This window comes from Actinopolymorpha rutila (assembly GCF_013407855.1).
Taxonomy (GTDB): Bacteria; Actinomycetota; Actinomycetes; order Propionibacteriales; family Actinopolymorphaceae; genus Actinopolymorpha; species Actinopolymorpha rutila.
In genome coordinates this window covers 5,634,884-5,655,964 of record NZ_JACBZH010000001.1, presented here as the reverse complement: position 1 = coordinate 5,655,964, position 21,081 = coordinate 5,634,884, and the positions used below count along the sequence as shown (strand labels likewise).

Below are 21,081 nucleotides of genomic sequence, written 5' to 3'. Positions count from 1 at the left end.
TCGTGGCCGGTCGGTGGCGTGGTCGCCGGTGGGTGGGTCCCCGGTCGCCGGGCCCTTCGTGGACGGTGCGGCGAGCGGACCGGGCGCCGGTCCCCGCCCGGCGAGCCCGCGACGGGCCTGGTCCGTCGCCAGGCAGCCAGGTGGGGCGGCGGCGTGGACACGCCGGGACGAGCCTGAGCCGAACCCGGGTGCGGCCGGGCGCGCCCCCGTAGGCCACCCGGGCGGCGCGGCACCTGCCGTGGTCCGAGGTGCCCGTGGCCGGCCGCACCGGAGCGGGGAAGCAGGTGTGTGGCCGTCGCGCACGGTGCAGATCCGGCTGGTTCCGCCGCGGATCGCCGTGCGGTCCGGCCCGCACGCGGCACCGGGCGCGCTCCTGGTCGGTGTCCGCTCCCGTCCGTCCCTCGGACGTGCTGCTGCCCGCCAACCCGCGCCGCACGAGCTGCTCCGCCGCCACTCCCCGGTCGCGCGGGTGCACCGGACCGTGCCCGACGCACCGCCGCGCCCGGTCACCGTGGCCGCGCCGCCGCAGCAGCAGGCCGCACCCCCGCCGGCCCCGGTCGACCTGGACCGGCTCGACCGCGACCTTTGGCGACGCTTCGAGAAGCGGATGCGGATCGAACAGGAACGGCACGGGAGAAGGTGATCGAACGATGGGTCAGGAACTGGCGAAGGCCGTCGTCACCCTGCTGGGCGGGCGCAACAGCGGCCGGGCGATCGAGGTGCTGTTCAACCCGACCGAGTACAGCGTGGAGTACTCCGCGACCTTCCAGGAGGCCGCCCCGCCAGGGTTGTCGAGCCCGATCATCCAGTTCGTCAACGGGAACGCGCAGGTGCTGACCATGGACCTGCTGTTCGACACCTACACCGACGGTGGCGGCGCGGACGTGACGGCGACGACCCGGCCGTTCCTGGACATGGTGGCCATCGACGGGGACCTCCACGCCCCACCGCCGGTCGAGTTCCGCTGGGGCTCGTTCGCGTTCCGCGCCGTGGTCTCGAAGATCACGCAGAAGCTCACCATGTTCCGGTCCGACGGGATCCCGGTGCGCGCCACCCTCTCCGTCACCTTCAAGCAGTACAAGACGATCGCCGAACAGCTCGAAGATCCTCGTCGCAACTCCGCCGACAAGACCAAGCGCCGGGTGTTCGAGGCGCACGACAGCATCTGGCTGCTCGCCGCCCGCGAGTACGGCGAAGTCCGGTACTGGCGGCTCATCGCCAAGGAGAACGACATCGACGACCCCCGGCGCATCGAGGCGGGTCGGGTGCTGGTGCTGCCACCGATCGACCGCGCCGACCCGAAGGAGGCCGCCGATGCGGATCGCGGAGCTTGAGCGCAAGCACGGCGGCTTCTACGTGCCGACCGCCGTCATCAAGGTCGGCGGCGAGGACGTGCTGCGCGACCTGTACCTGGCGGTGTCGGAGGTCAGCGTCGACCTGAAGGAGAAGGCGGCCGCCCGCTTCTCCTTCACCGTCGCGAGCGCGTTCGACTGGGAGGCCGGCGAGTTCCTCGCGACCCGTGCGAAGAAGCGCGTCGACCTGCTCGAGCAGTTCGCCTTCGGTCGGAAGGTCGAGGTCGGGTTGGGGTACGGCGACCCGGCGAAGCTCGGCCAGCCGATGCTGACCGGCGTCCTCACCGAGATCACCACCGACTTCGCGACCGGTTCGACGCCCACGCTCACCGTGAGCGGCTACGACGACCTCTATCCACTGACCGTCGGCAAGAACACCCGCCACTGGGAGAACAAGCCCGACAGCGCGGCAGTCCAGGACGTCGCGGGCATCGGAGGTGTTGCCACGGACGTACGCCCGACCAGCCCCGTCAAGCTCACGATCGACCAGAACAACCTGAGCGACATGGCGTTCGTCGGGGAGCTGGCCGAGCGCAACGGTGCCACGTTCTACCACCGCAACCGCAAGCTCTACTTCGGCCGGCGGCGCAACGACGCGAGCGACATCGTTGAGCTGGACTGGGGCCAGGGCCTGCTCTCGTTCCGCCCGGAGGCCAACCTGGCCCGTCAGGTCGCAGAAGTGCAGGTGCACGGCTGGTCGGCTGCCAAGGGCGAGGTGGTGCTCGGCCGGGCCCGGCGCGGTGAGGAGTCCGGGCGCGACGCCCGGAAAAAGAGCGGCGGCGAGCGGGTGGTCACCGCCTTGTCGTCGACACCGGTCCTGCACCTGCGGGCCGCGGTCCATACCCAGGAGGAGGCCGACGCGCGGGCCAAGGCGGTGTTGGAGGAACGAGGCCAGGACTTCGTGACCGGCAGCGGTGAGTCGATCGGGGTTCCGGAGATCCTGCCGGACACCAATGTCGCACTCGGCGGCCTCGGCCGTGCGTTCAGCAGGACCTACTACGTGTCGGCAGCCAACCACCGGCTCGACGCCAACGGCTACCACACGACGTTCACGGTGCAGGAGGCGACGATCTGATGGACGGGATGGCGTGGCTACCCACCTCCGACGCCGAGCGGGAGTCCGACGGATTCCTGGTCGGCCTGGCCGTCGGCGTGGTGACCGACAACCAGGACCCCGAGAACCTGGCGCGCGTGCGGGTGCGGCTGCCGTGGCACACCGACAGCGACACCAGCTTCTGGGCCCGCATCGCGATGCCGATGGCCGGGAACGACCGCGGCTCCTACTTCCTGCCCGAGGTCGGCGACGAGGTGCTCATCGGGGCCGAGGAGGGCGACACGTCGCACCTCTACGTGCTCGGCGCGCTGTGGAACGGCAAGCAGAAACCGCCCGTGACCGGCGACAACGGCAACAACACCCGGCTGATCAAGAGCCGGTCCGGTCACACCGTCCGGTTCAACGACGACCAGGGCGCTCCCGAGATCGAGGTGCGGCTGTCCGACGGCAAGCAGATCCTCCTGGACCAGAACACGATCGTCATCAACGACGCGCACCAGAACGTCATCACGTTCCGCGCGCAGTCCGGTGCCATCGAGATCAGCGCCGCCCAGCAGCTCACCCTCAAGGCGGCGTCGGTCTCGATCGAGGCGACCACCGCCCTGAACGTCAAGTCGTCGGGGACGCTCGCGCTGAACGGCGCGCTCGTCCAGATCAACTGAAGGAGAAACCATGGGCCAGCCAGCCGCCCGGGTCGGTGACCTCACCAGCCACGGCACCCCGCTCGGTCCCGGCCCGGGCTGCCCGACGGTGCTGATCGGGGGCAAGCCCGCATGGCGGGTGGGCGCGGACTTCCACGTCTGCCCCCTGGTGGACGGCGTCAAGCCGCATGTCGGCGGGACCGTCGCGGTCGGCAGCGCCACGGTGTTCATCGGCGGCCTGCCAGCCGTTCGCCAGGGAGACAAGGTGGTCGAGGTGGGCGCGCCCAACGCCGTCGCCTTCGGCGCACCCACTGTGGTGATCGGGTAGCCATGACTGCCGGCGAGGAGCGGGGACGTGAGTTCCTGGGCACCGGATGGGCCTTCCCACCACGGATCGCTTCCGAGACGGGCCTGGTCGAGCGGGTGTCCTACGAACAGGACATCCGGCAGTCGATCCTGATCATCCTCACGACCGCGAAGGGCGAGCGGGTGATGCGCCCGGACTTCGGGTGCGGGATCCACGATCTGGTGTTCGCGGCGGTCACGGCTCAGGTCGTTTCGCAGATCGAGACCACCGTGCGCGACGCCCTGCGTACCTACGAGGCCCGCATCCTCGTCCAGAACGTGGCGGTCGGCACCGCCAACCTCGCGCGCGGCTACCTCGACATCGTCATCGACTACGAGGTACGGGCCACCAACCAGCCCGGCAACTTCGTGTTCCCGTTCTACTTCCAGGAATCGGCGAGCCAATGAGCAGCTACCGAACCCTCCTGCCACCGGTAGATCCTCGCCGGGCCGCGGCGCTGCGCGCGCAGCTACGCCGCCTGGCGTCGGCTCTGACTCCGCTGTGGGTGCCGACCGGCGAGCGCGACGACTTCGCCTCCGCCCTCCTCGCCATCGCGGCCCGGCTGGGGGAGGAGACGACCCGGCGACTCGACCAGACGGCCGAGCGCGACCCCGTGGCCTTCTTCGACTTCCTCGGGCTGCCGCCATCGCCGCCGCGGGCCGCCACAGGTGTGCTGGCCATGGCGCTCGTCGAGGGCGCGACGCTCCCGGTGTTCGCGCCGGCGAGAACGCAGGTGACGGTGGCCGTGGCCGGCGGCGGCCAGGTCCCGTTCGAGACCCGCGGCGGCCTGCGGGTAGTGCCCGGGCGACTCGCCGAGCTGATCGGCGCCGACCCCGCAGCCGACCGCATCGAGCAGGCGCCCTCGCAGGTCACAGCGACGGCCGCGCCCGACCCGGCGCCGGGGAGCTACGCGGTGGTGAGCCCGGCGGGCGCGGGGAGCCAGACTGTGCAGCTCAGCCCGGCCGTGGGGCTGGCCGCCGGGGACGTCCTGCGGATCGGGGCCGCGGCTTACCGGATCGCGACCGTCGACAAGAACACCGGCATCGTGACCCTCCTGGATTCGCTGGAGGCGCCGGTCGCCGCGGCCGCGACCGTGCGGAGGATCGCTTCGTTCCCTTCGTTCGACCTGCGTAACCTGCAGCGCCACGCCTTCTACGTCGGGCACTCGGCGCTGTTCGACCTGAAGCAGGCCGCCGAGATCTCCCTTGCCGTTGCCCCGCCTTACCTCGCGCGGGAGCTGACCGGGCTCGCCGTGACCTACTCGATGTGGGGCACGAAGGAAGGCGACCAGGAGCCCGCCTGGCACCCGCTGGAGCTGCGCGGCACCACCGGCGGCACGCTCAACCTGGTCAAGCCCGACGCGGGCACCGTCGACAAGGTCAAGGTCGACGGCCGCGAGGGCCGCTGGCTGCGCGCCGAACTCAACGGTCCTGTAAGCCGCCTGCGAAGCCTCAGTTCGCCCGTGGCCGAGATCCGCGTCGCCGTGGCCTCACTTGGGCAGGCCGACGAGGACCCGGCCGAGGGCAGCCGCACCATCGCGCGCGCCTTCCACAACGGCACCCCGCTCTCCACAGCGGGGCGGTTCCTCCCGTTCGGGTCCGAGCCGCTGCGGTTCGACGCGTTCGCCCTCGCCGCCCCCGAGGCGCTGTCCAAGAAGGGCGCCACCGCCACGATCGACATCACGATGGTCGACTCGTCGCTGGCCACGTTCGAGATCGCGGCCGTGGCCGACCCGGCGACCGTCCACGGATACGGCGTCGGGCGCAACGGCGACCTTCAGGAGCTGACCTTCCGCCCGGACGGCACCCTGCGCTGGCAGGTGCTGCAGGCCGCGGACTCCGACGGCAACCGGCTCCTGCTGGCGAACGCCGGCGCAGTCGAGACCACCACTCCGGGCATCGACCTGGTCGTTGCCACCACCCGGGACGGAAAGCTGTACACGGCCCGGATCCACCGCTCCGGCGACCAGGGGGTCCCAACGGCCGAGGGGACCTGGCGAAAGCTGCCCGATCCCCCCACCCCGTCGGCAGGTCAGCCGCCCAACGGCCGCCCACCCGGACCGGTACTCGTGCCCGCCCCGCCTGGCTCGGGAGTGGCGGCGCTGTTGTTCACCGTGGCCGGGAACGCCATCCACGCGCTGAAGGTGACCGACGACGGCACGGCCATCGGGACCACCTGGCAGCGGATCGACGGCTCCGGCGCACCCACGCTCACCGGCACCTGGCAGCTCACCCCCGTGCAGGGCCCGGACTGGCCGAAGCGCCCTGACCGGGCGGAGCTCGTCGCGATCGACCCGACCGGCGCCGTGTGGCTGGCGAGCATCGCGCCGGCCGCCCCCGCCGCGCAGCTCGCCGCGACCTGGAAACCGTTGGCCGGCGACGGGTCCGCCGCCGGTGACACCGCGCCCGCCGCCACCCGGTTCCGCAGTACCGACTCAGCCGACACATCAGAGCGCCTCTGGGTCGCCTACGCCACAACCGGCCGGAAGCTGCACGGCGTGCTGCTCGCAGGCACGGACGCTCCCGTGTCCGTATCCGGCGACAGCCTCGCGGCCACTGTGCGCTCCATGACCACGCTGCACGCCAACCCCGGGCTGCTCGGCGTCGACGGCCGTCCGGTGACAGTCGCCTTGAGCGCCGGCGGGGCGATCATCTGGCCCGACGCCGACGATCTCACGACGATTCCGCCGCCTACTGGAGGCACCCCCACCGAGCGGCCGATGCTGCTGCGGGCCGGCAAAGACCAGGCAGAGGTGATCCTCGGCGGAACCAACGAGCGGATCTTCCGGGCGCCGCTCGCATCCGACGCCGTTGGCTACGAACTGCACGACATCGTCGCCCCGGTCACCCAGAAGCTTCCACACTGGGTCGAGATCGGGAGTCCCGCATTCCTGGTGAAGCTCGGGAAGGACATCCGGCGGTTCGTCGACGGCCACCTGCGCATCTACCAGATCGACAAGCCGGCGCTGCAGCCCGGCACGGCGCTCACCTTCCTCCGCTACGTCAGACCCACCGCCTACTACGGGTCGTTCCCGGACCCCGCCAAGCGGGCCGAGCTGCAGCTCGACGCCGCCGACACCGACACCGCACCCACAAGCCGGCTGATCATCGCCGGTGCGGCCTACGTCGTGCAGTCCCTGGACGGCAGGATCGCCGGCCTCAGCGCGCCGGTGGCGGGCAACGCAGCGACGCCCGCCTACCGGACGGCGGCCATCCAGGCCACCGGCACCGTCCAGCCCGATGAACTGGGCACCCTGGCCGAACTCGACACCACCGACACCGTCGACACCCTCGACTTCGAGTCCCCAGCGGGCCTTGTACGGCAGAGGGCCAAGCGCCAGACGAAGGCGAACTCGACAGTGTGGGTGCAGCTGACCGACGCGTGGGCCACCCGGCCCGCCGCCACGGGCACGGTCGTGCTGCCGGGGACGGTGGCGGCGGGCGCCACCTGGACCGAGAACACGCTTGAACGCGGCTACCAGAGCCCCGAGTTGTCGTGGGAGTACTACGACGGCGAGGGCTGGCGGCGCATCGAGCAAGGGTTCGTCGACGGCACCGCGAACCTGTCCAGCACAGGGAAGGTCAGTTTCACGGTGCCCGACGACCTGGCGCCGACCGAGATCGGCGGCAAGACCGATTACTGGATCCGGGCGCGGCTCATCGGTGGCGACTACGGCCGCCCGAGCTGCAACGTGCGCACCAGCGACGGGGTGCAGTCGGTCACCGTCGACACCTCCAGAATGCACCCACCGGAAGTCCTGGCGATCGAGGCCCGCTTCATCCTGGCCGACACGCTCGCTCCGGAGGTCCTGCTCGTCGAGAACAACCTCGACGTCCGCGACCAGACCCAGGCCGCGGTGGTGCCCGAGGCCCGGTTCGACCTGTTCCAGGGCGCGGTGGCGGTGACCGGCGAGCGGGCCTTGTTTCTCGGGCTGACCGGCCCGGTCGGCGTCGGGTCGATGTCGCTGCTCGTCGACGCCGTCGACCAGGAAGGCACCGGCACCGTCAACGTGGACCTGCGCACGGCCGACGGTTGGCACGCGGTCGGCGTGGACGACCGCACCGCCGCACTGCGCCGCCGCGGAATGGTCACCCTGTCGATCGACGTCGACCCGGTGACGGTCCGGCTCTTCGGACGGGAACGGATCTGGCTCCGGTTCCGAACCGGCACGGCGGCCTGGGCGCCCGAGGTCCGCGGCGTCTACCTCAACACGGTCGAGGTCAGCCAGGCACGGACCGTCGAGAACGAGATCCTCGGCTCCAGCCTCGGCGGGCCGGGGCTGACCGTCGCGCTCGCCGCGGCACCGGTGCTTCCCGACACCGTGCAGCTTCGGGTCCGCGAGCTGCTGAGCGACGAAGAGCTCGTGACGCTTCAAGCCGGGTACGACGGGCCGGAGCCGATTGTCGTCACGGATCCGGAGAAATTCCCCGGTTCGTGGGTGCTGTGGCAGCGCGTGGACGGCCTGCTGGGGCAGGCCGCGGACGCGCGGGTCTACCTGCTCGACCCGGGCTCGGGGAGGGTGATGTTCGGGGACGGCCGCAGCGGCAAGATTCCTCCCGCCGGCCGCGACGGCATCCGGGCCTTCGCCTACCAGCAGGGCGGCGGTGCGGCGGGCAACGTGGCCGCCTGGTCGGATGCCAAGCTGACCTCGGCCGTCGAGGGCGTCGACGCGGTCGTCCTCCCGGTCGACGCCGCCGGCGGGGTCGGCGGGACCGACGCCGCGCAGGTCGACCAGGCGGCCCGCGACTCCCTTCTGGCCACCGCGCCCGACCTGCTCCGGCACGCGGGCCGGGCCCTGACCCCCGCCGACGTCGAGGCGCTCGCAGTCGCGTCCGCCGCGGACGTTGTCCGCGCGCACTGCGCCCCGCCACCGGGTCCGCGTACCCCGATCACCGTCACCCTCTCGGTGCGCGACGGCACCCGACGCCCCGTCCCGACGCTCTCCCGTCGCGAGGCGGTCGCCGCGCTGTTACGAGCCACGGGCTGGGGAGGGCTGGGCCCGGACGCGATCGTGGTGAAGGCACCCACCTACGTCGGGGTGGCGGTGGCCGTGCAGCTGACCGCCCCACGCGCGGTGCTCGCCGACGTCGAGCAGTCGGCCAAGGCGGTCCTGACCCGCCTGTTCCATCCGGTCGAGGGCGGGCCGGACGGTACCGGGTGGCCGTTCGGGCGCCCGGCCACCCGCAGCGACGTGCTCCGGGCACTCGGCACGGTGCACGGACTGGACCGGGTGGTGTCGGTCGAGCTCACCCCGACCGACCCGCGGCCGCCTGCCGACGGCCAGGTCACCGCCGAGCCCGCCGACGTCACCGTGCTCGTGACAGCGGTCGAGGAGGCCTCGTGAGCGACATCGTCCCAGACCTCGACACCATCGAGTTCGACCAACTGGTGGACCTGGCGCGCGGCGAGATCCCCCGCTACGCACCCGACTGGACCGACCACAACCTGCACGACCCCGGCATGACCCTGGTCGACCTGCTGGCCTGGGTGGTCGACCAACAGGTCTTCCGGGCGGGCTTCGTCGGCGGCCGGTACCGCCGCGCGTTCGCCGCCCTCCTCGGCCAGCGGCCAAGCGGCCCGACGCCCGCCCGTGGCCTGGTCTGGCCCGCCCAACCACTGCCGGAAGGGCGGATCGTGCAAGCCGGCGCAGATGTGGTCTGCCTTCAGCACCTCGACGTGGGCTTCACCCTCGACGTCGATGCAGAGCTCTACCTCCCGGCGGTCTCTCTCACAGGCGTCGGCCTGACCCGCGACGGCGACGAGCTGCTTGCGCCACCGGCCGGCGTCGGATCGTGGGACATCGGCAGTCCCGCCGACACCACGGTCACCCTCCGGTTCGACGGGCCGCTCGCCGCGACCGGCCCCGCCCGGGTCGCTCTCGGCGTCGAGGTGGCATCGCCGCCCGGCCCACCGCCCGCGCCCGGCGACCGGGCATGGGGTCCGGTCGGGTACGCCTACCGGGCCGGGGCCGCCGGGTGGGTCGAGCTGAAGGTCGTGCGCGACAGCACGGCAGGGCTCGCCCGCACGGGAGTCGTCATCCTGGCCGTGCCCCCTGCGGGCACCGCGGCAGGTGCCGCGGAGCTGCGGCTGAGGTTCGACAAAGGCTTCTTCCCGGTGGCCCCGCAGATTCGGGCTGTGGCGATCAACACGCTCCCGGTCGTACAGCTCCGCCGGGACGCTCCCGCCGTGCTGGGCGTCGGCACGGGCCAACCCGACCAGGTGATCGCTGTGGACACCACCGACCTCGTCGGCCCGCCGGACATCCGGGTGGGGGACGATCCGTGGCAGGCCCGCGCCGACCTGGCCCGGTCCGGCCCCGAGGACACGCACTACGTCGCCTTCGGCGACCACCTGCTGTTCGGCAACGGGGTCAACGGCCGTCGGCCGGAGCTCGGGACCGACATCCGACACACCGGGCTGGTCCGTACCCTCGGCGCGGGCGGGAACCTCCGACCCGGCCTGACCTGGTCGGTGCCTGCGCTGGGGCCGCGGGCCTACGGGCAGAACCGCACGGCTCTCGCGGGCGGTGCAGACCCCACCGCGCCTGAGGACCTCGCCCGCGCGGCGCGGCAGGTCGCCGTCACCCGGGCCGCGCTCCTGACCGACGCCGAACTGGCTGCAGCCGCGAACGGTCTCACCGGGATGGCGGTCGGCCGCGCCGAGGTACTTCCGCGGTTCGACCGCAGGCTCCCCGGCCGCAGCGTGGACGGGATCCGCACGCTCGTCGTCGTTCCCCGCCAGCCGCCGTGGTCGGGCCGCGGCCGGCCACCGGCCCCGGTGTGGCCCGCGCAGGCGTACCTCGACGAGGTGGCCACCCGGCTCGCGCCCCGACGGGTGCTGGGCGAACGGCTGGTCGTGCAGGGCCCGGCGGTGGTGGCCGTCGACGTCGCGGTGACGGTGACCATCGCGGCCGGGGCGGTGGCCGGCGACGTCGAGTCCGCGGTGCAAGCGGCGGTCCACAGCAGGCTTGCCGCGCTGGCATGGCCGCTGGGCCGGGACCTGACCGTCGTCGACGTGGAGGCCTTGGCCGCAGACGTGCCCGCGGTGGAGCAGGTCGTGGCGGTGCGGGTGGGCGCCGCGGGTGGCCCGCTCGGCTCGGATCCGGTCGAAGTGCCGACGGACGGACTCGTCGTGGCCGGACAGGTGGAGGTTTCCATCGGGGGAGGGCGGGCGCGATGACCGTCGTCGACAAGCGGATGTACCGGTTCGCGTTGCCCGCGCAGTGGGCGGCCGGCGCGCGGCGCAACCTGGCTCCAAGCGGCGATCGGCTGGTCGTCCCCGACCAGCTGGGCGTCGTGCCTGTCCCGGGCGCGGCCGAAGCGGGGGCGTTGCCCGCGGTCGACGACCGCGGTGTGCTGTGGTGGCTAAGGCCGACGAGAACGCTCGCGCGCCGGGCCCTGCCGGGCACCCGCGGGCCGGTCCTGGTCGGCCCGCTCGACGGCCCCGGGCCGGCCCGGAGGCTTCTGCGCGGACGCAGCCTGTTCTGGGTGCTCACCGACCGGGGGCTCGACCGCTACGCCGCCGACACGCTCCAGCGGCTCACCCCGGTCGTCCGTCCGGCCATCTCCGACGCCGCCGAGGACGGTCGAGACGGCGTGTGGCTCGTCGAGGCCGAAGCCGGATCACCGGGCCGGTGGTGGTTGCGTCATGTCGACTGCTGGGGCCGCAGTTGCCGGCCACCGTTCCCCGTGCCCGGTCTCGAGGGTGACGCGCCCACCGTGGCCGTCGCCGGGGATCGGCTGGTGGTGCTCGACCCAGTGGTGTCGACGGAGGCCTACGTCGTCGACCCGGCCACCGGCGCCGTCACGGCGATCGGGCTCGACCAGGTGCACCACGGCCGCCGGACGTTGCTGACCGCTGCCCGTGGCACCCGGATCCACCTGCTCACCGCGACGTCCGACGACCGCGCCGTCTACCAGGCGGTGAACCTCACCGGCAGTGTCGAGGACCACCAGGATCTCGAGCTGCCGCTCGGACGGCCGACGGCGCTGGTCGGCGGCCCGGCAGGGCTCGTCGTCGCCTGCGCGCACGGCCTGGCGGACATCGCAGCGCGGCCGGGGCGGACCGGCGAGCGGACGTCGACCTTCATCACTCCGGCCCTGGTCTCCCCGCCCGGGTCTCGGTCGGGCTGGGACCGGGCCGAGATCGACGTGGTGCTGCCCGTCGGCACAGCAATGGACGTGACCTGGGCCGCGACCGACGACTTGTCGACGGTGGACCGGGCGGCGAGTCTGTTCGACGGGCCGGCGCCCGCGGATCTCGTGGACCAGCTGGATGCCCTGCTGCCGTGGTGCGAGGACCAGGCCGTCGCCTACAGCGGGGTGTCCGACACCGAGGAAGTCGAGCAGCTGGCAGCGCTGCTCGACGGCGCGGCCGCGGCCACCCTCTGGCTTCGGGTGCGGCTGCACACCCCGCCAGGGCGCGTCCCGCCCGCCCTGGTCGCCCTCCGCGTGCGCTACCCCGATGTCTCCTACCTCGACGACCTGCCCGCCATCTACCGGGAGAACCCACAGGCCGCCGCGGAGCTGCGCCGCATCGTGGCACCGTACGAGCTGCTGTTCGACGGCCTCGACGCCGAACTAGCCGCTCTACCCGATCGCGTCGACCCGTCCACCGCGGACGACGCCCGCACCGACCACCTGCTGAGCTGGCTCGGGTTCCCGCCGCTGGGCGACCTGCCCGCCCCGATCCGATCACAGCTACTGCAGCATGCCGCGGAACTGCTCGACCTGCGCGGCACGTGCGGCGGCCTGCAACTGCTCCTGGACCTGGTGACCGACAACCGCGCCACCGTGACCGACCACGCCGACGAACCCGGCGCGTGGTTCCTGGGAACGGGAGGCGGCCCCTCCGTCGGGGCGGCCGCCGCACGCCTCGGCGTCGACACCGTGAGCCTGGCGCAGCGGCCAGCGCCCGCGCGGGCCGGGGGAATGGTCCTCGGCAGCACCCCACTGGGCCGGGGCTGTCCCGACCCGGAGCTCGTGCTGGCCGAGCGGGCCACCACGGTGACGGTCACCGTCGAGGTCGACCCGGAGCAGCGGACGACGCTTCAGCCGGTGATCGAACGGCTGATGCCGGCGTTCGTCCCCGCCCACTGCCGCCTCCAGGTCCACTACACCGCCGCGGATGCGGCCGACCGCAGCAGAAGGCTGGACGTCGACTTCCAGCTCGACGCTGCAGCGCTGTACAGCGCCGTGCACTGGCGTCTCGGCGCCACGACCCGGCTCGACGCGTGGACCCTGCCGGCGCCGCCGTGCCGGCCCGTCCTCCTCGACCACGGCGGCCCCCTCGGCGGCCCCCAACGACTCCACTAGCGACAAAGGAGCGATCGATGCCCACGAAGAACCCGGCGGAGCGCAGCGTGTGGTCGGCCCGACCCAGCTTCCGGCCCCGCCAGATGCTGACCGCACACCAGCTCAACGCGGGCCTGGCCGACGAGATACTGCGGGAACAGCTGCTGAACCGGGCCGTGCACGGCTACGGCGTGGTCGTCGGGCTCGGGCTGGCCGTCGACGAAGACGGCGCCCTGATCGTCGAGCACGGGTGCGTCGAGCTCACCGGCGGGCTCGCCCTGGACCGCCACGGACGCATGCTCTACTGGAAGGGCGGTCACATCAGGCCGTCCGACATCGTCGGCGAGCCCCCGACCGCGGAGGGCAGCTACACCCTCAGCGCGCACTTCGCCACCCACCTCCCGGACACCGACGGCTGCTTCCCGTTCGCGGGCGAGCGGGCCCAGTGGCGGAAGGAGGGTGTGGTCTTCACCCTGCGACCGGAGTGCGCCCCGGTCGACCGGCACTGCGCGCACCACCCGGACGGTGCGTGCATCGGCCACGACGCCTATGTGTGCCGCCGTACCGGTGCCCGCCCCGGCCCCGACCCCAGCAACGTCCCGGTGAGTCCGGACGTCGACTGGGTGCTCGCCGAGCCGGGCGAACTGTGCGCCACCGGCCTCGACGGCTGGTGGTACGACCCCGATCCCGACGTCTGCGTCCCGATCGCCTGCGTGCAGATACGCAACCTGGCCGATCCGGGCTGCGAGCCGTGCTACGGATTCGCGACGGAGTCGCCCGACGTCTGCGCGGTGCGGCCTTTCGTCTACCGCAACCCGCTGCTCTACGAGCTGGTGAAAGGTTGCGACGTTCGGCTGCCGCGGGTGGAGGAGATCTCGTGGCAGGACTGGATAGATGGCGGCTGGCGGAAACGAGTCCCGTGGCCGGAGTTCGCCGAGCGGATCGCCGAAGGGTTGGAGATTCGGTTCACCCGGCCGGTCCGAATCGCGACGATCAACCAAGCCGGCATCTTCGTCACCGTCCGCACCCAGGAGGAGGACGCCGATTACTGGCTGCCCCGGCAGGTGCCGATGCGGTTCGTCTACGTCGACGAGGAAGGCGACGCGGAGCGCTGTGCGTGCGTCGTCCGGCTCGTGCCGGAGTCGGACTGGCTGGCGGCCGAAGTGACCGGGCGGCGATCCAGCCTGTTCGGCGGGGCCCAGGTCGAGGTGACGATCCGCGGACAGCTGCTGCGCGACACCTGCGGACGCATGCTGGACGCCCGCCCCCTCGACATCGCGCATGGTGAGCGCGGTCACGAGCGGCCCGGCGGCGACTTCGTCTCGGCGTTCCGCGTTGCCCGCCGCCACCGCGTCGACTCTCGTACCGCAGACAACTCCGCGGACTGACCGCCCTGACCCTTGAGAGAGAGCCATGACGACCACCGAGCGCACCTACGTACTTCCCGAGACGACCAAGCCCACCACCATCGAAGCCGTCTCGTTCCGCGACGGCATGATCGTCACCGCGGACGACCTGGACGCGGCCATGCGTTACCCGACCAGCCTGCTGCTCACCGTGTTCCAAGCCTTCTTCGGGTGCGGTGTCGTGTGCGGCCTGGCGTTGCGGCCCAAGCAGTCCGATCGCGGCGGCTGGGTGCTGTGTGTCGACCGCGGGGTCGCCATCGACGGCCGCGGCTATCCGATCGAACTGTGCGCCCCCGTGGAACTCGACCTGAGCCCCGAGGCGTGCGCCTGCGAGCCTCCGCCGGACAGGGTCTGCATCGCCGTGCGGCGCATCACCTCCGACGAGGCGCCACACGATGCCTGTACGTGCGATCTCGACGAGCCCCGCTTCGACTGCCGCCGGGTCCGTGACTACGTCATGGTGAAGGCGTTCACCGAGCCGGAGCTCGACGCGCTGGGCGACCGGGTGTGCCGTCGGAGGCCGGGTGAGGAGACCTCGGCGTGCACCGCGCTGACCGCATGCTCCGCGTGCGGCTGCGGGGAGAGCTGGATCCTGCTGGGGTGCGTGGCGCTGGACAAGGACAGGGGGATCGTCGACCAGCCGGACACCAGCGGACGGCGGTGGGTGAAGCCCGTAGAAGCCGTCTGCGCGGGCCCTGGCGATCTGGTCGGGACAGTAACGACCATGGCGAACGAGCTTTCCAAGCTCACCGAGCGGGTCGCCGCCCTCGAAAAGCGGGCTCCGGAGAAGGGATAGAGGAGCAATGACTCCGACTCCGACACCGGCGTCTCCGACCCACCGGGCAGGCCCGGAACGTCGCCCGCCGGCTGCCGCGGGCGCAGCGCGGCGATCGGCCCAGGTGGCGCCAGCCGACCTGCAGCGTCGCCTGGGCAACCGCGGCGTGTCGGCCGTCGTTGGCAGGCCGGCCACCGGTGCAGGCAACGTCAGCGAGACTCAACGGGCCGGGGGCGTGGTGACCCGAGCCGATGCTCTGCCAGTCGGGGTCGATCTTGAGGCGGCTCAGCGGAGTGAAGCTCGGCGAGTGGCGTTCGTTCGCGAAGAAGGGTTGAACCTGCGTGCCGGTCCCGACCAGACGTCGACCTCCATGGCCAAGCTGGCCTTTGGTGCCCGCGTTCACGTGGTGGAGGACGAGTCGCTGCACCCCGGCTGGCAGAAGGTGGCGACGGCGACGAAAGGCGTCGGCTTTCTCTACGCGCCTCGGATTCACTTTCCCCCGCGCGACCTGATCGAGCAGGATCCGGGCCTGACCATGGTGCGGATCCGTAGCGGCCAGACGTTCTGGGGGCTGGTGAAGGAGCAGTACGGCATCCGCGGGAACGAAAGCACCGCCGACCAGAACATCAACCACTTCATCAACGCGATCCGAGCGGTGAACAAGGGCGACGCCTTCGTCGTCAAGACTGACTGGATGGACGACGTTGGCAACTGGCTGATCAGCGGCCGCGATGCTTCCGACACCCTCCTGAAGGCCGGCTACGACCTCTGGATCCCCAGCTTCGGCTTCGCGGCGCGCATGGACGTCGGCAGCGGCACCGTGACCGGCGAGGTGACGCGCCTCGTCAAGAAGATCGAGCAGAAGCTGAAGGACTTTCGGGACGCCGTGGCGGCGGCACACAAGTACATCCTGCCTTCGATCACGCACCACGCCGGCGACGCGGCGCTCGGTCTGCTAACCGGCCTGGTCGACTTCGCCGTCGACGCAGCAAAGATCCTCGGCGTGAGCACCGCCGTCGGCGCCCTGATCGGCGCCCTGTTCGGCGGTGTCGGCGCGGTCCCCGGCGCGGAGATCGGTTTCGAGGTCGGGCTGCTCATCCTGGAGGCATACGGCCTGGCGATGTTGATCGAGGCGATCGTCAGCGTCGCGGGCAGCCTGCTCGGGCAGCTCGCCAGCTTCATCGGTCAGGTCTGGAACGCCAATGGAGACAAGAAGAAGATCGACCAGGCGGGCCAGACTCTTGCCGACGCTCTGGGGATCCTCGTCAGCGCGATTCTTGTCGTCGTGGCCGCCTACCTCATGAAGAAGGGCGGTGAGGCCCTGTCCGGTACAAGGTTCGCGAAGACCGTCGGCGAGAGCCGGCTGGCAAAGTGGTTCGCCGAAAGGCAACGCGGGTCGACGACGCGGAAGACCGTCGAGCGGGCCAACACCACGGCCGGGTCCGCGGAGGCGAAGGCGTCAGCGCCGCCTCGCAGCGGCGGCGCCAGCGCGTCGGGAGTAGGTGATGACTTCACCGTCGAGACCCACCCACCCGCACTGGAACCGGTCGTGGAGACCCGGCGATCCGGCACGTCCCGACCGCCAAAGCCGCAACCGGCGGCGAACCGCGGCCGCGCGACCTCAGAGCCGCACCCCGGCAGTACCGCCGAGGACATCGCCGCCGTCCACGATGAGCTGACCGAGGGCACCGGCAGCGGTCGGCGGAGCCCCTCCGATCCGGACGAACTGAACAGCCCGCGGGAGCGCCGTACAGCCGACGAAGGTGAGGTTCCCGGTGCGCCACGGAAGCCGTACAGGCCGCCCGGAGCAACCGCGCCGCCACCGCCGTCCGCGCCTCCGAGCGTCCGCAGAGCCTGGCTCAGGAAGCGGCTGCAGCAGCACGTCGACGCTGCGCGTGCGCGGTTCGAGGTCGAGGGCTACACCCGAAACCAGGAGATCGACATCAGGACCAATCCGAGGGCTGCAGCCCGCCACCGTGGCTCACGAATCGATGCGTTCGCCAAGGAGTCGGTGATGAACGACCCCGATCTGGCAGCGGTGGTCACGGCTCCCGACTTCGTGCCTGAGCCGGACTTCATCGACTCCTCCCTGCGCACTCCCGGCGACGACTGGTTCGACGCCACGACGGTCACATCCTGGCAACAACATCTGCGGAAGTACCAGGCGCGGTATGGCGGCGGCGGCCTTCTCGACACCGGCCGGCTGACAGGTCCTCCCAGCCCGACTGCGGAGCCCAACTGAAGATCTCCTGCACGCGGAGGTGAGTCGCCAGCGCGTCGGGAGGCTGACCCGTCGCTCACGCATCCAACCTGGAGGCAACCGGGCGGCTGATCGGAAAGCGAAGTACCCAGGGGTTGTCGACCAGCAGGGTGGCGACCTGGGCGCGGCTGCGTACCTGCAACTTCTGGAGTACCGAGTGCACATGGTTTTTCACGGTCGCGACGCTCAGCTGCAGTTCCCTGGCGATCTCCTTGTTGGAAAGGCCACGGGCCAGCATTCGCGCCGTCTCGATCTCCCGAAGTGTGAGGCAATCGTCCGGATCGGGAGGTGGGTGGGTGGCCCGGCGGCGGGACAGCTCGTCGAACAGCGAGCGGGCGATACGCGGTGCGCAGACGGTTTCGCCGCACAGCGCACGGTCGACGATTGCCAGCATCTCCGCGGCGGAGGCGTTGCGTGGGATGTAGGCGGCGAAGCCGGCGTCGGCGCAGGCGATGACGTTCTCGGCCACCTCCGGCACTGCCATCGCGATCGTCATGACGTCCGGGCACAACGCCTTCAGGGTCTGGGCGACCGGGAGGGACTTTTCGCTGGTGACGTCGAAGAGGGCAAGGTCGGCGCGGAACTCGACGGCGGTGGCTTCGAGCGCGGTTGCGTCGTGTTCCACCAACACGGCGTCGAACCGGTTGAGCGAAAGCAGGAATGCGCTGATGCCCTCGCCGAACAGGCGTACCGGCGAGAAGACGAGTATGCGCATCCTGCCCCCGGTCATCTCAGAGCGCGACGTCGAGTCCGTCGGTGGTTGTACGCACGGCCTTACGGGCGCCTAGGACATGCCGGCAGGCGAGCCTGTGAGCGAAGCGTCCACCTCGGCCCTTGTTCACGTGTGGTCGGAGACGGGTCCAGGCACAGCCAAGACGCCCAGTCCGGTCACGACAGCCAAGACGAGAGCCGCCCACTCCTGACCGGTGACGCCGGCCGGCAGAGCGCTGGAGACCCACGTCCCGGCCGCGCCCAACACGGCAGCGAACGTCTTGGCGTAGGCGCCTACGCTTCCGCGCACGTTGGGCACCACGTAGACCGTCACCGCAGTTCCCAGAGCTATGACGAGCCCGCCCCAGTCATTGGGCGAGACCGCGCCGTCCTGAAGGGCCGCAACAGCCCAGGTTGCCACGCATCCAACGAATGCGGTGATCATCTTGTAATACATGTTAATTTGCATCTGAAATTACTCCGCTTCTACCCGTGTGAGTGAGCCAGACGGCAGGCGCTGCAAGCGGGGAAGAGGACACCGGATGGGGTTTCGGCGTCCGATGATGATGTGGTGGTGGACGCGACGCCTGGCTTGGGGACAGCCACGAAAGCTCTACTGCCACCTGGCTACGAACTGATACCGACCAGTCACTCATGTCATCCAGGTCTCTTTGAACGTGGGGCAGACAACGTGATCCCGAACGGGAAGGGTGCGCGCCGGCCGAGCCGAATGGCCGAGCAGGCAGATTTGCAGTGGTGGTGGGGAAACCAAGAGGCCCGAACTGCAGGCTCGTTGCCGTGAGGATGAGCCGGGGGCGAGTGCTAGTCAAGTACCTGGTTCCCGGCTGAGCAGTCTTACCTGGTTGGCTCTGACTCCACTGCCTACTGCGACCGCGCAGGGGCTGAGAGGCGATGCCGGAGGAAAGTCCCAGACAGGTCGCACCGGAGGTCGAATCCACAAGCGCCGTCTCGTGATTGAACTCTGCGAGCTCGGCGTAGATGTCGAACCACACGGCGTGCCAGGCCGGGCGGCCGTAGTCCAGGAGATGCGTACCGTGCCACAGTCGAGGTCCGGCGCCAGGTTCACCGGCGGCGGTAGCTGCAACTCGCGGGGCTCGGTCATGCCGTCGCCATGTTCGAGCCCAGTCGCGGCCCTCTGGCGGGCGGCCCGCTCATACACGCCACGGCGGTGGGACACCGGGCACTCCGCCATCGCGACAGGACTGTCGGAGTCGTCGTTGCCCCGCCAGGTCGCCACTCAGGTCCGCCGCTTCAGGTTTGGAGGATCGCCTGCGGACAGGACGGTGATCCAGTTCGGCCCGTGGGAGGCGATGACGATGGTGTCGGCTGGTTCAGGCGGCAGTACTGGCTCCCAGTGGGAGGCGAGAATGTCCGCCAGCGACTCTTCCGCGTCCGGCGGACCCGGCTCCGGCCCCACCGGGACCCACTCCGGCGGGCCGCGGCCTGCGCGGTTCCTGACTGCAGGGTGTCGACTCGCCCAACCCCGGTAAGGCGGTTCGGAAGCGAGGACGGGTACACGCGACTAGCGGCGGAATTTGCCAAAGGTAGCTTTGACGTTCTCGACGTCAAAGCTACCTTTGGCATGTGCACATAACCGATCCGCAAGCTCTCCGGGCGATGTCACATCCACTGCGGCTGGACCTCATCGAACTGCTCGGAGCTCTGGGCCCGGCCACCGCGGCCACATGCGCAAGCCGCCTCGGCACGTCACAGGCATCATGCTCATTCCACCTCCGTCAACTCGCCAAGTACGGGTTTGTCGAGCAGGCGCCCAACAGCGGTGACCGACGCGAGCGGCCGTGGCGCTTGATCGACATCGAGCAGTCGTGGCCTTCGGACGGTGGGGCATCAGCCGATGAACTCCATCGCGTCTTCGTACAGCGGGAGGCCAACCGGATCCTGGGATGGAGCGCGAGACAGGGTGGCGAAGCCGACGAGTGGCGCCGGGTGACGTACGTCGACGGGACGACGTTGCCCGTCACGTCTGCCGAGGTCGAGGTGATCGCTGAGGGCCTCCGCGCCGTCCTCGCGCCGTACCTCGAACGTCTTTCCGACTCCTCCACCGTGCCGGCCGGTGCCAGGTTCGTTCGATTCCTGCTCGGCGGCACACCTTTGGACTTGACCGGCCCGGAGGTGGAAGGCCCGGACACCGCTGACGGTCCGAATTCCAGGAAGGACAAGCCTGATGGCGCCGACCTCGTTTGAGCGCACCCTCACCACATCGATCTCCACTGCTGCCGGCAGCTTGCGTGCTGGCATCTGGGTGCCGTCGGTCAGGGGACCGGTGCCGGGCATCGTGCTCGTGCACGGCTCGGGGGACGGCCGGTTCGACGACTGGGGCGAGTGGCCTTCACGTCTCACCGAGGGTGGCTTCGCCGTGATCGCCCACGACAAGCCGGGGTGCGGCTCGCCCGGCGACTGGCGAGAGCAGACCTTCGCGGACCGAGCTCACGAGTCGCTCGCGGCACTGCGGGTTCTGCGGGCGCACCCATCGGTGGCAGGCCGGCCCGTCGGCCTGTTCGGCATGAGTCAGGGCGGCTGGGTCTCGCTGCTCGCGGCCGCGCTTCAGGAAGAGCACGTCGACTTCGTCGTCTCACTGTCCGGACCGGGGGTCAGCCCGTCCGTGCAGGATCGCGTGCGGATCGAACGTGAGCTTGTAGCCGAAGGGATCCATGCTGACGCGATGGCCGAAGCGTTGGCTTGGCTCGACGAACGTGCGGCGCGGTTGCGCCGCGGGGACGAGGTCCGAGCCGTCCTCGAAGCGCAGGCCGAGTACGCCGGACGAGTCTGGTACGAAACTGCGACCCGATACTTTGACACCCCGCAGATGCTCAGCTTCCTGGCCCGTGCTCTTGACTTCGAACCCGCCGAAGTGCTGCCGAAGGTCGGCTGTCCCGTACTCGCCGTCTTCGGCGGCGCCGACCAGCTCGTACCCGTGCGGGAAAGTGTCGAGGTCTTTGCCCGATGCCTACTTCAACTGCCTGGCGATCCGCACGGCTTGGCGATCTTTCCCGGCGCCGACCACGGGCTGCTCGTTGCCGACCCGCAGCCCGGCTTGCCCGGCAACACCCAACTCGCTCCGGGATTCCTGCCGATGCTGGAGGCCTTCGTACAGATGCAGCGCACCTCGTAGCCGTACGGCCAATGGGCCAGGTCGTGTCGTGTCCGTGTCATCTGTAAGAGCGGCTGGAGGGGATCGATCGGCTGTCTGCGTGCTGGGGT

The 21,081-nt window shown here is 70.8% G+C and carries 16 protein-coding genes and 1 pseudogene; 15 read left to right on the top strand and 2 right to left on the bottom strand.

Annotation, left to right across the window (positions count from 1 at the left end; all coding sequences use genetic code 11):
- Window positions 1–286: 286 nt before the first annotated feature.
- The 12 genes from F4554_RS25235 to F4554_RS25180 all read left to right on the top strand — a co-directional run bounded on the left by F4554_RS25235 (window position 287) and on the right by F4554_RS25180 (window position 17,109).
- Window positions 287–643 carry a hypothetical protein gene (locus F4554_RS25235; RefSeq protein ID WP_179789881.1) on the top strand — a complete coding sequence of 119 codons (357 nt, stop codon included), beginning with the start codon at window positions 287–289 and terminating at the stop codon, window positions 641–643.
- Between the two features lie 7 nt (window positions 644–650).
- Window positions 651–1,334, top strand: coding sequence for a CIS tube protein (locus tag F4554_RS25230; protein ID WP_179789880.1), 684 nt, complete (start codon window positions 651–653; stop codon window positions 1,332–1,334).
- Window positions 1,315–2,427, top strand: coding sequence for a phage late control D family protein (locus F4554_RS25225; RefSeq protein ID WP_179789879.1), 1,113 nt, complete (start codon window positions 1,315–1,317; stop codon window positions 2,425–2,427). Before F4554_RS25230 ends, F4554_RS25225 begins: the two co-directional genes overlap by 20 nt.
- The gene (locus F4554_RS25220) at window positions 2,427–3,068 is read left to right on the top strand and encodes a phage baseplate assembly protein V (protein ID WP_179789878.1); all 642 of its coding nucleotides are present in this window, start codon (window positions 2,427–2,429) and stop codon (window positions 3,066–3,068) included. The genes F4554_RS25225 and F4554_RS25220 overlap by 1 nt, the downstream gene beginning before the upstream one ends.
- Window positions 3,069–3,078: 10 nt before the next feature.
- A complete protein-coding gene (locus F4554_RS25215) occupies window positions 3,079–3,375 on the top strand; it encodes a PAAR domain-containing protein (protein ID WP_179789877.1) in 297 nt (98 codons plus the stop codon).
- Window positions 3,376–3,377: 2 nt separating this feature from the next.
- Window positions 3,378–3,800 (top strand): GPW/gp25 family protein, encoded by a 423-nt coding sequence (locus tag F4554_RS25210; protein WP_179789876.1) that lies wholly within the window; start codon window positions 3,378–3,380, stop codon window positions 3,798–3,800.
- Entirely contained in the window at window positions 3,797–8,737 is a 4,941-nt protein-coding gene (locus F4554_RS25205) for a baseplate J/gp47 family protein (protein WP_179789875.1), read from the top strand. Before F4554_RS25210 ends, F4554_RS25205 begins: the two co-directional genes overlap by 4 nt.
- Window positions 8,734–10,572, top strand: coding sequence for a baseplate J/gp47 family protein (locus tag F4554_RS25200; protein WP_179789874.1), 1,839 nt, complete (start codon window positions 8,734–8,736; stop codon window positions 10,570–10,572). Before F4554_RS25205 ends, F4554_RS25200 begins: the two co-directional genes overlap by 4 nt.
- Window positions 10,569–12,707: a hypothetical protein gene (locus F4554_RS25195; RefSeq protein WP_179789873.1), complete on the top strand. Its 2,139-nt coding sequence runs from the start codon at window positions 10,569–10,571 to the stop codon at window positions 12,705–12,707. Before F4554_RS25200 ends, F4554_RS25195 begins: the two co-directional genes overlap by 4 nt.
- A gap of 17 nt (window positions 12,708–12,724) precedes the next feature.
- The gene (locus F4554_RS25190; protein WP_179789872.1) at window positions 12,725–14,074 is read left to right on the top strand and encodes a hypothetical protein; all 1,350 of its coding nucleotides are present in this window, start codon (window positions 12,725–12,727) and stop codon (window positions 14,072–14,074) included.
- A 25-nt stretch (window positions 14,075–14,099) separates the two neighbouring features.
- Window positions 14,100–14,888, top strand: a complete 789-nt coding sequence (locus tag F4554_RS25185) for a hypothetical protein (RefSeq protein WP_179789871.1) — start codon at window positions 14,100–14,102, stop codon at window positions 14,886–14,888.
- Window positions 14,889–15,174: 286 nt separating this feature from the next.
- Complete coding sequence (locus F4554_RS25180; RefSeq protein ID WP_179789870.1) at window positions 15,175–17,109, top strand: DUF6861 domain-containing protein; 1,935 nt, start codon at window positions 15,175–15,177, stop codon at window positions 17,107–17,109.
- A 55-nt stretch (window positions 17,110–17,164) separates the two neighbouring features.
- Here the strand turns inward: F4554_RS25180 and F4554_RS25175 are convergent, their stop codons facing one another.
- Together F4554_RS25175 and F4554_RS25170 are read right to left on the bottom strand one after the other, a co-directional pair.
- Window positions 17,165–17,842 carry a response regulator transcription factor gene (locus tag F4554_RS25175; RefSeq protein WP_179789869.1) on the bottom strand — a complete coding sequence of 226 codons (678 nt, stop codon included), beginning with the start codon at window positions 17,840–17,842 and terminating at the stop codon, window positions 17,165–17,167.
- A 123-nt stretch (window positions 17,843–17,965) separates the two neighbouring features.
- Window positions 17,966–18,295, bottom strand: coding sequence for a hypothetical protein (locus tag F4554_RS25170; protein ID WP_179789868.1), 330 nt, complete (start codon window positions 18,293–18,295; stop codon window positions 17,966–17,968).
- A 1,181-nt stretch (window positions 18,296–19,476) separates the two neighbouring features.
- Here F4554_RS25170 and F4554_RS33830 point away from each other — a divergent pair.
- The 3 genes and pseudogenes from F4554_RS33830 to F4554_RS25160 form a co-directional block, all read left to right on the top strand.
- Window positions 19,477–19,614, top strand: a pseudogene (locus F4554_RS33830) (winged helix-turn-helix domain-containing protein); the annotation flags it as partial.
- A 192-nt stretch (window positions 19,615–19,806) separates the two neighbouring features.
- Window positions 19,807–20,064 carry a hypothetical protein gene (locus F4554_RS33825; protein WP_337796318.1) on the top strand — a complete coding sequence of 86 codons (258 nt, stop codon included), beginning with the start codon at window positions 19,807–19,809 and terminating at the stop codon, window positions 20,062–20,064.
- A complete protein-coding gene (locus tag F4554_RS25160) occupies window positions 20,045–20,992 on the top strand; it encodes an alpha/beta hydrolase family protein (RefSeq protein ID WP_179789866.1) in 948 nt (315 codons plus the stop codon). The genes F4554_RS33825 and F4554_RS25160 overlap by 20 nt, the downstream gene beginning before the upstream one ends.
- Window positions 20,993–21,081: the final 89 nt, after the last annotated feature.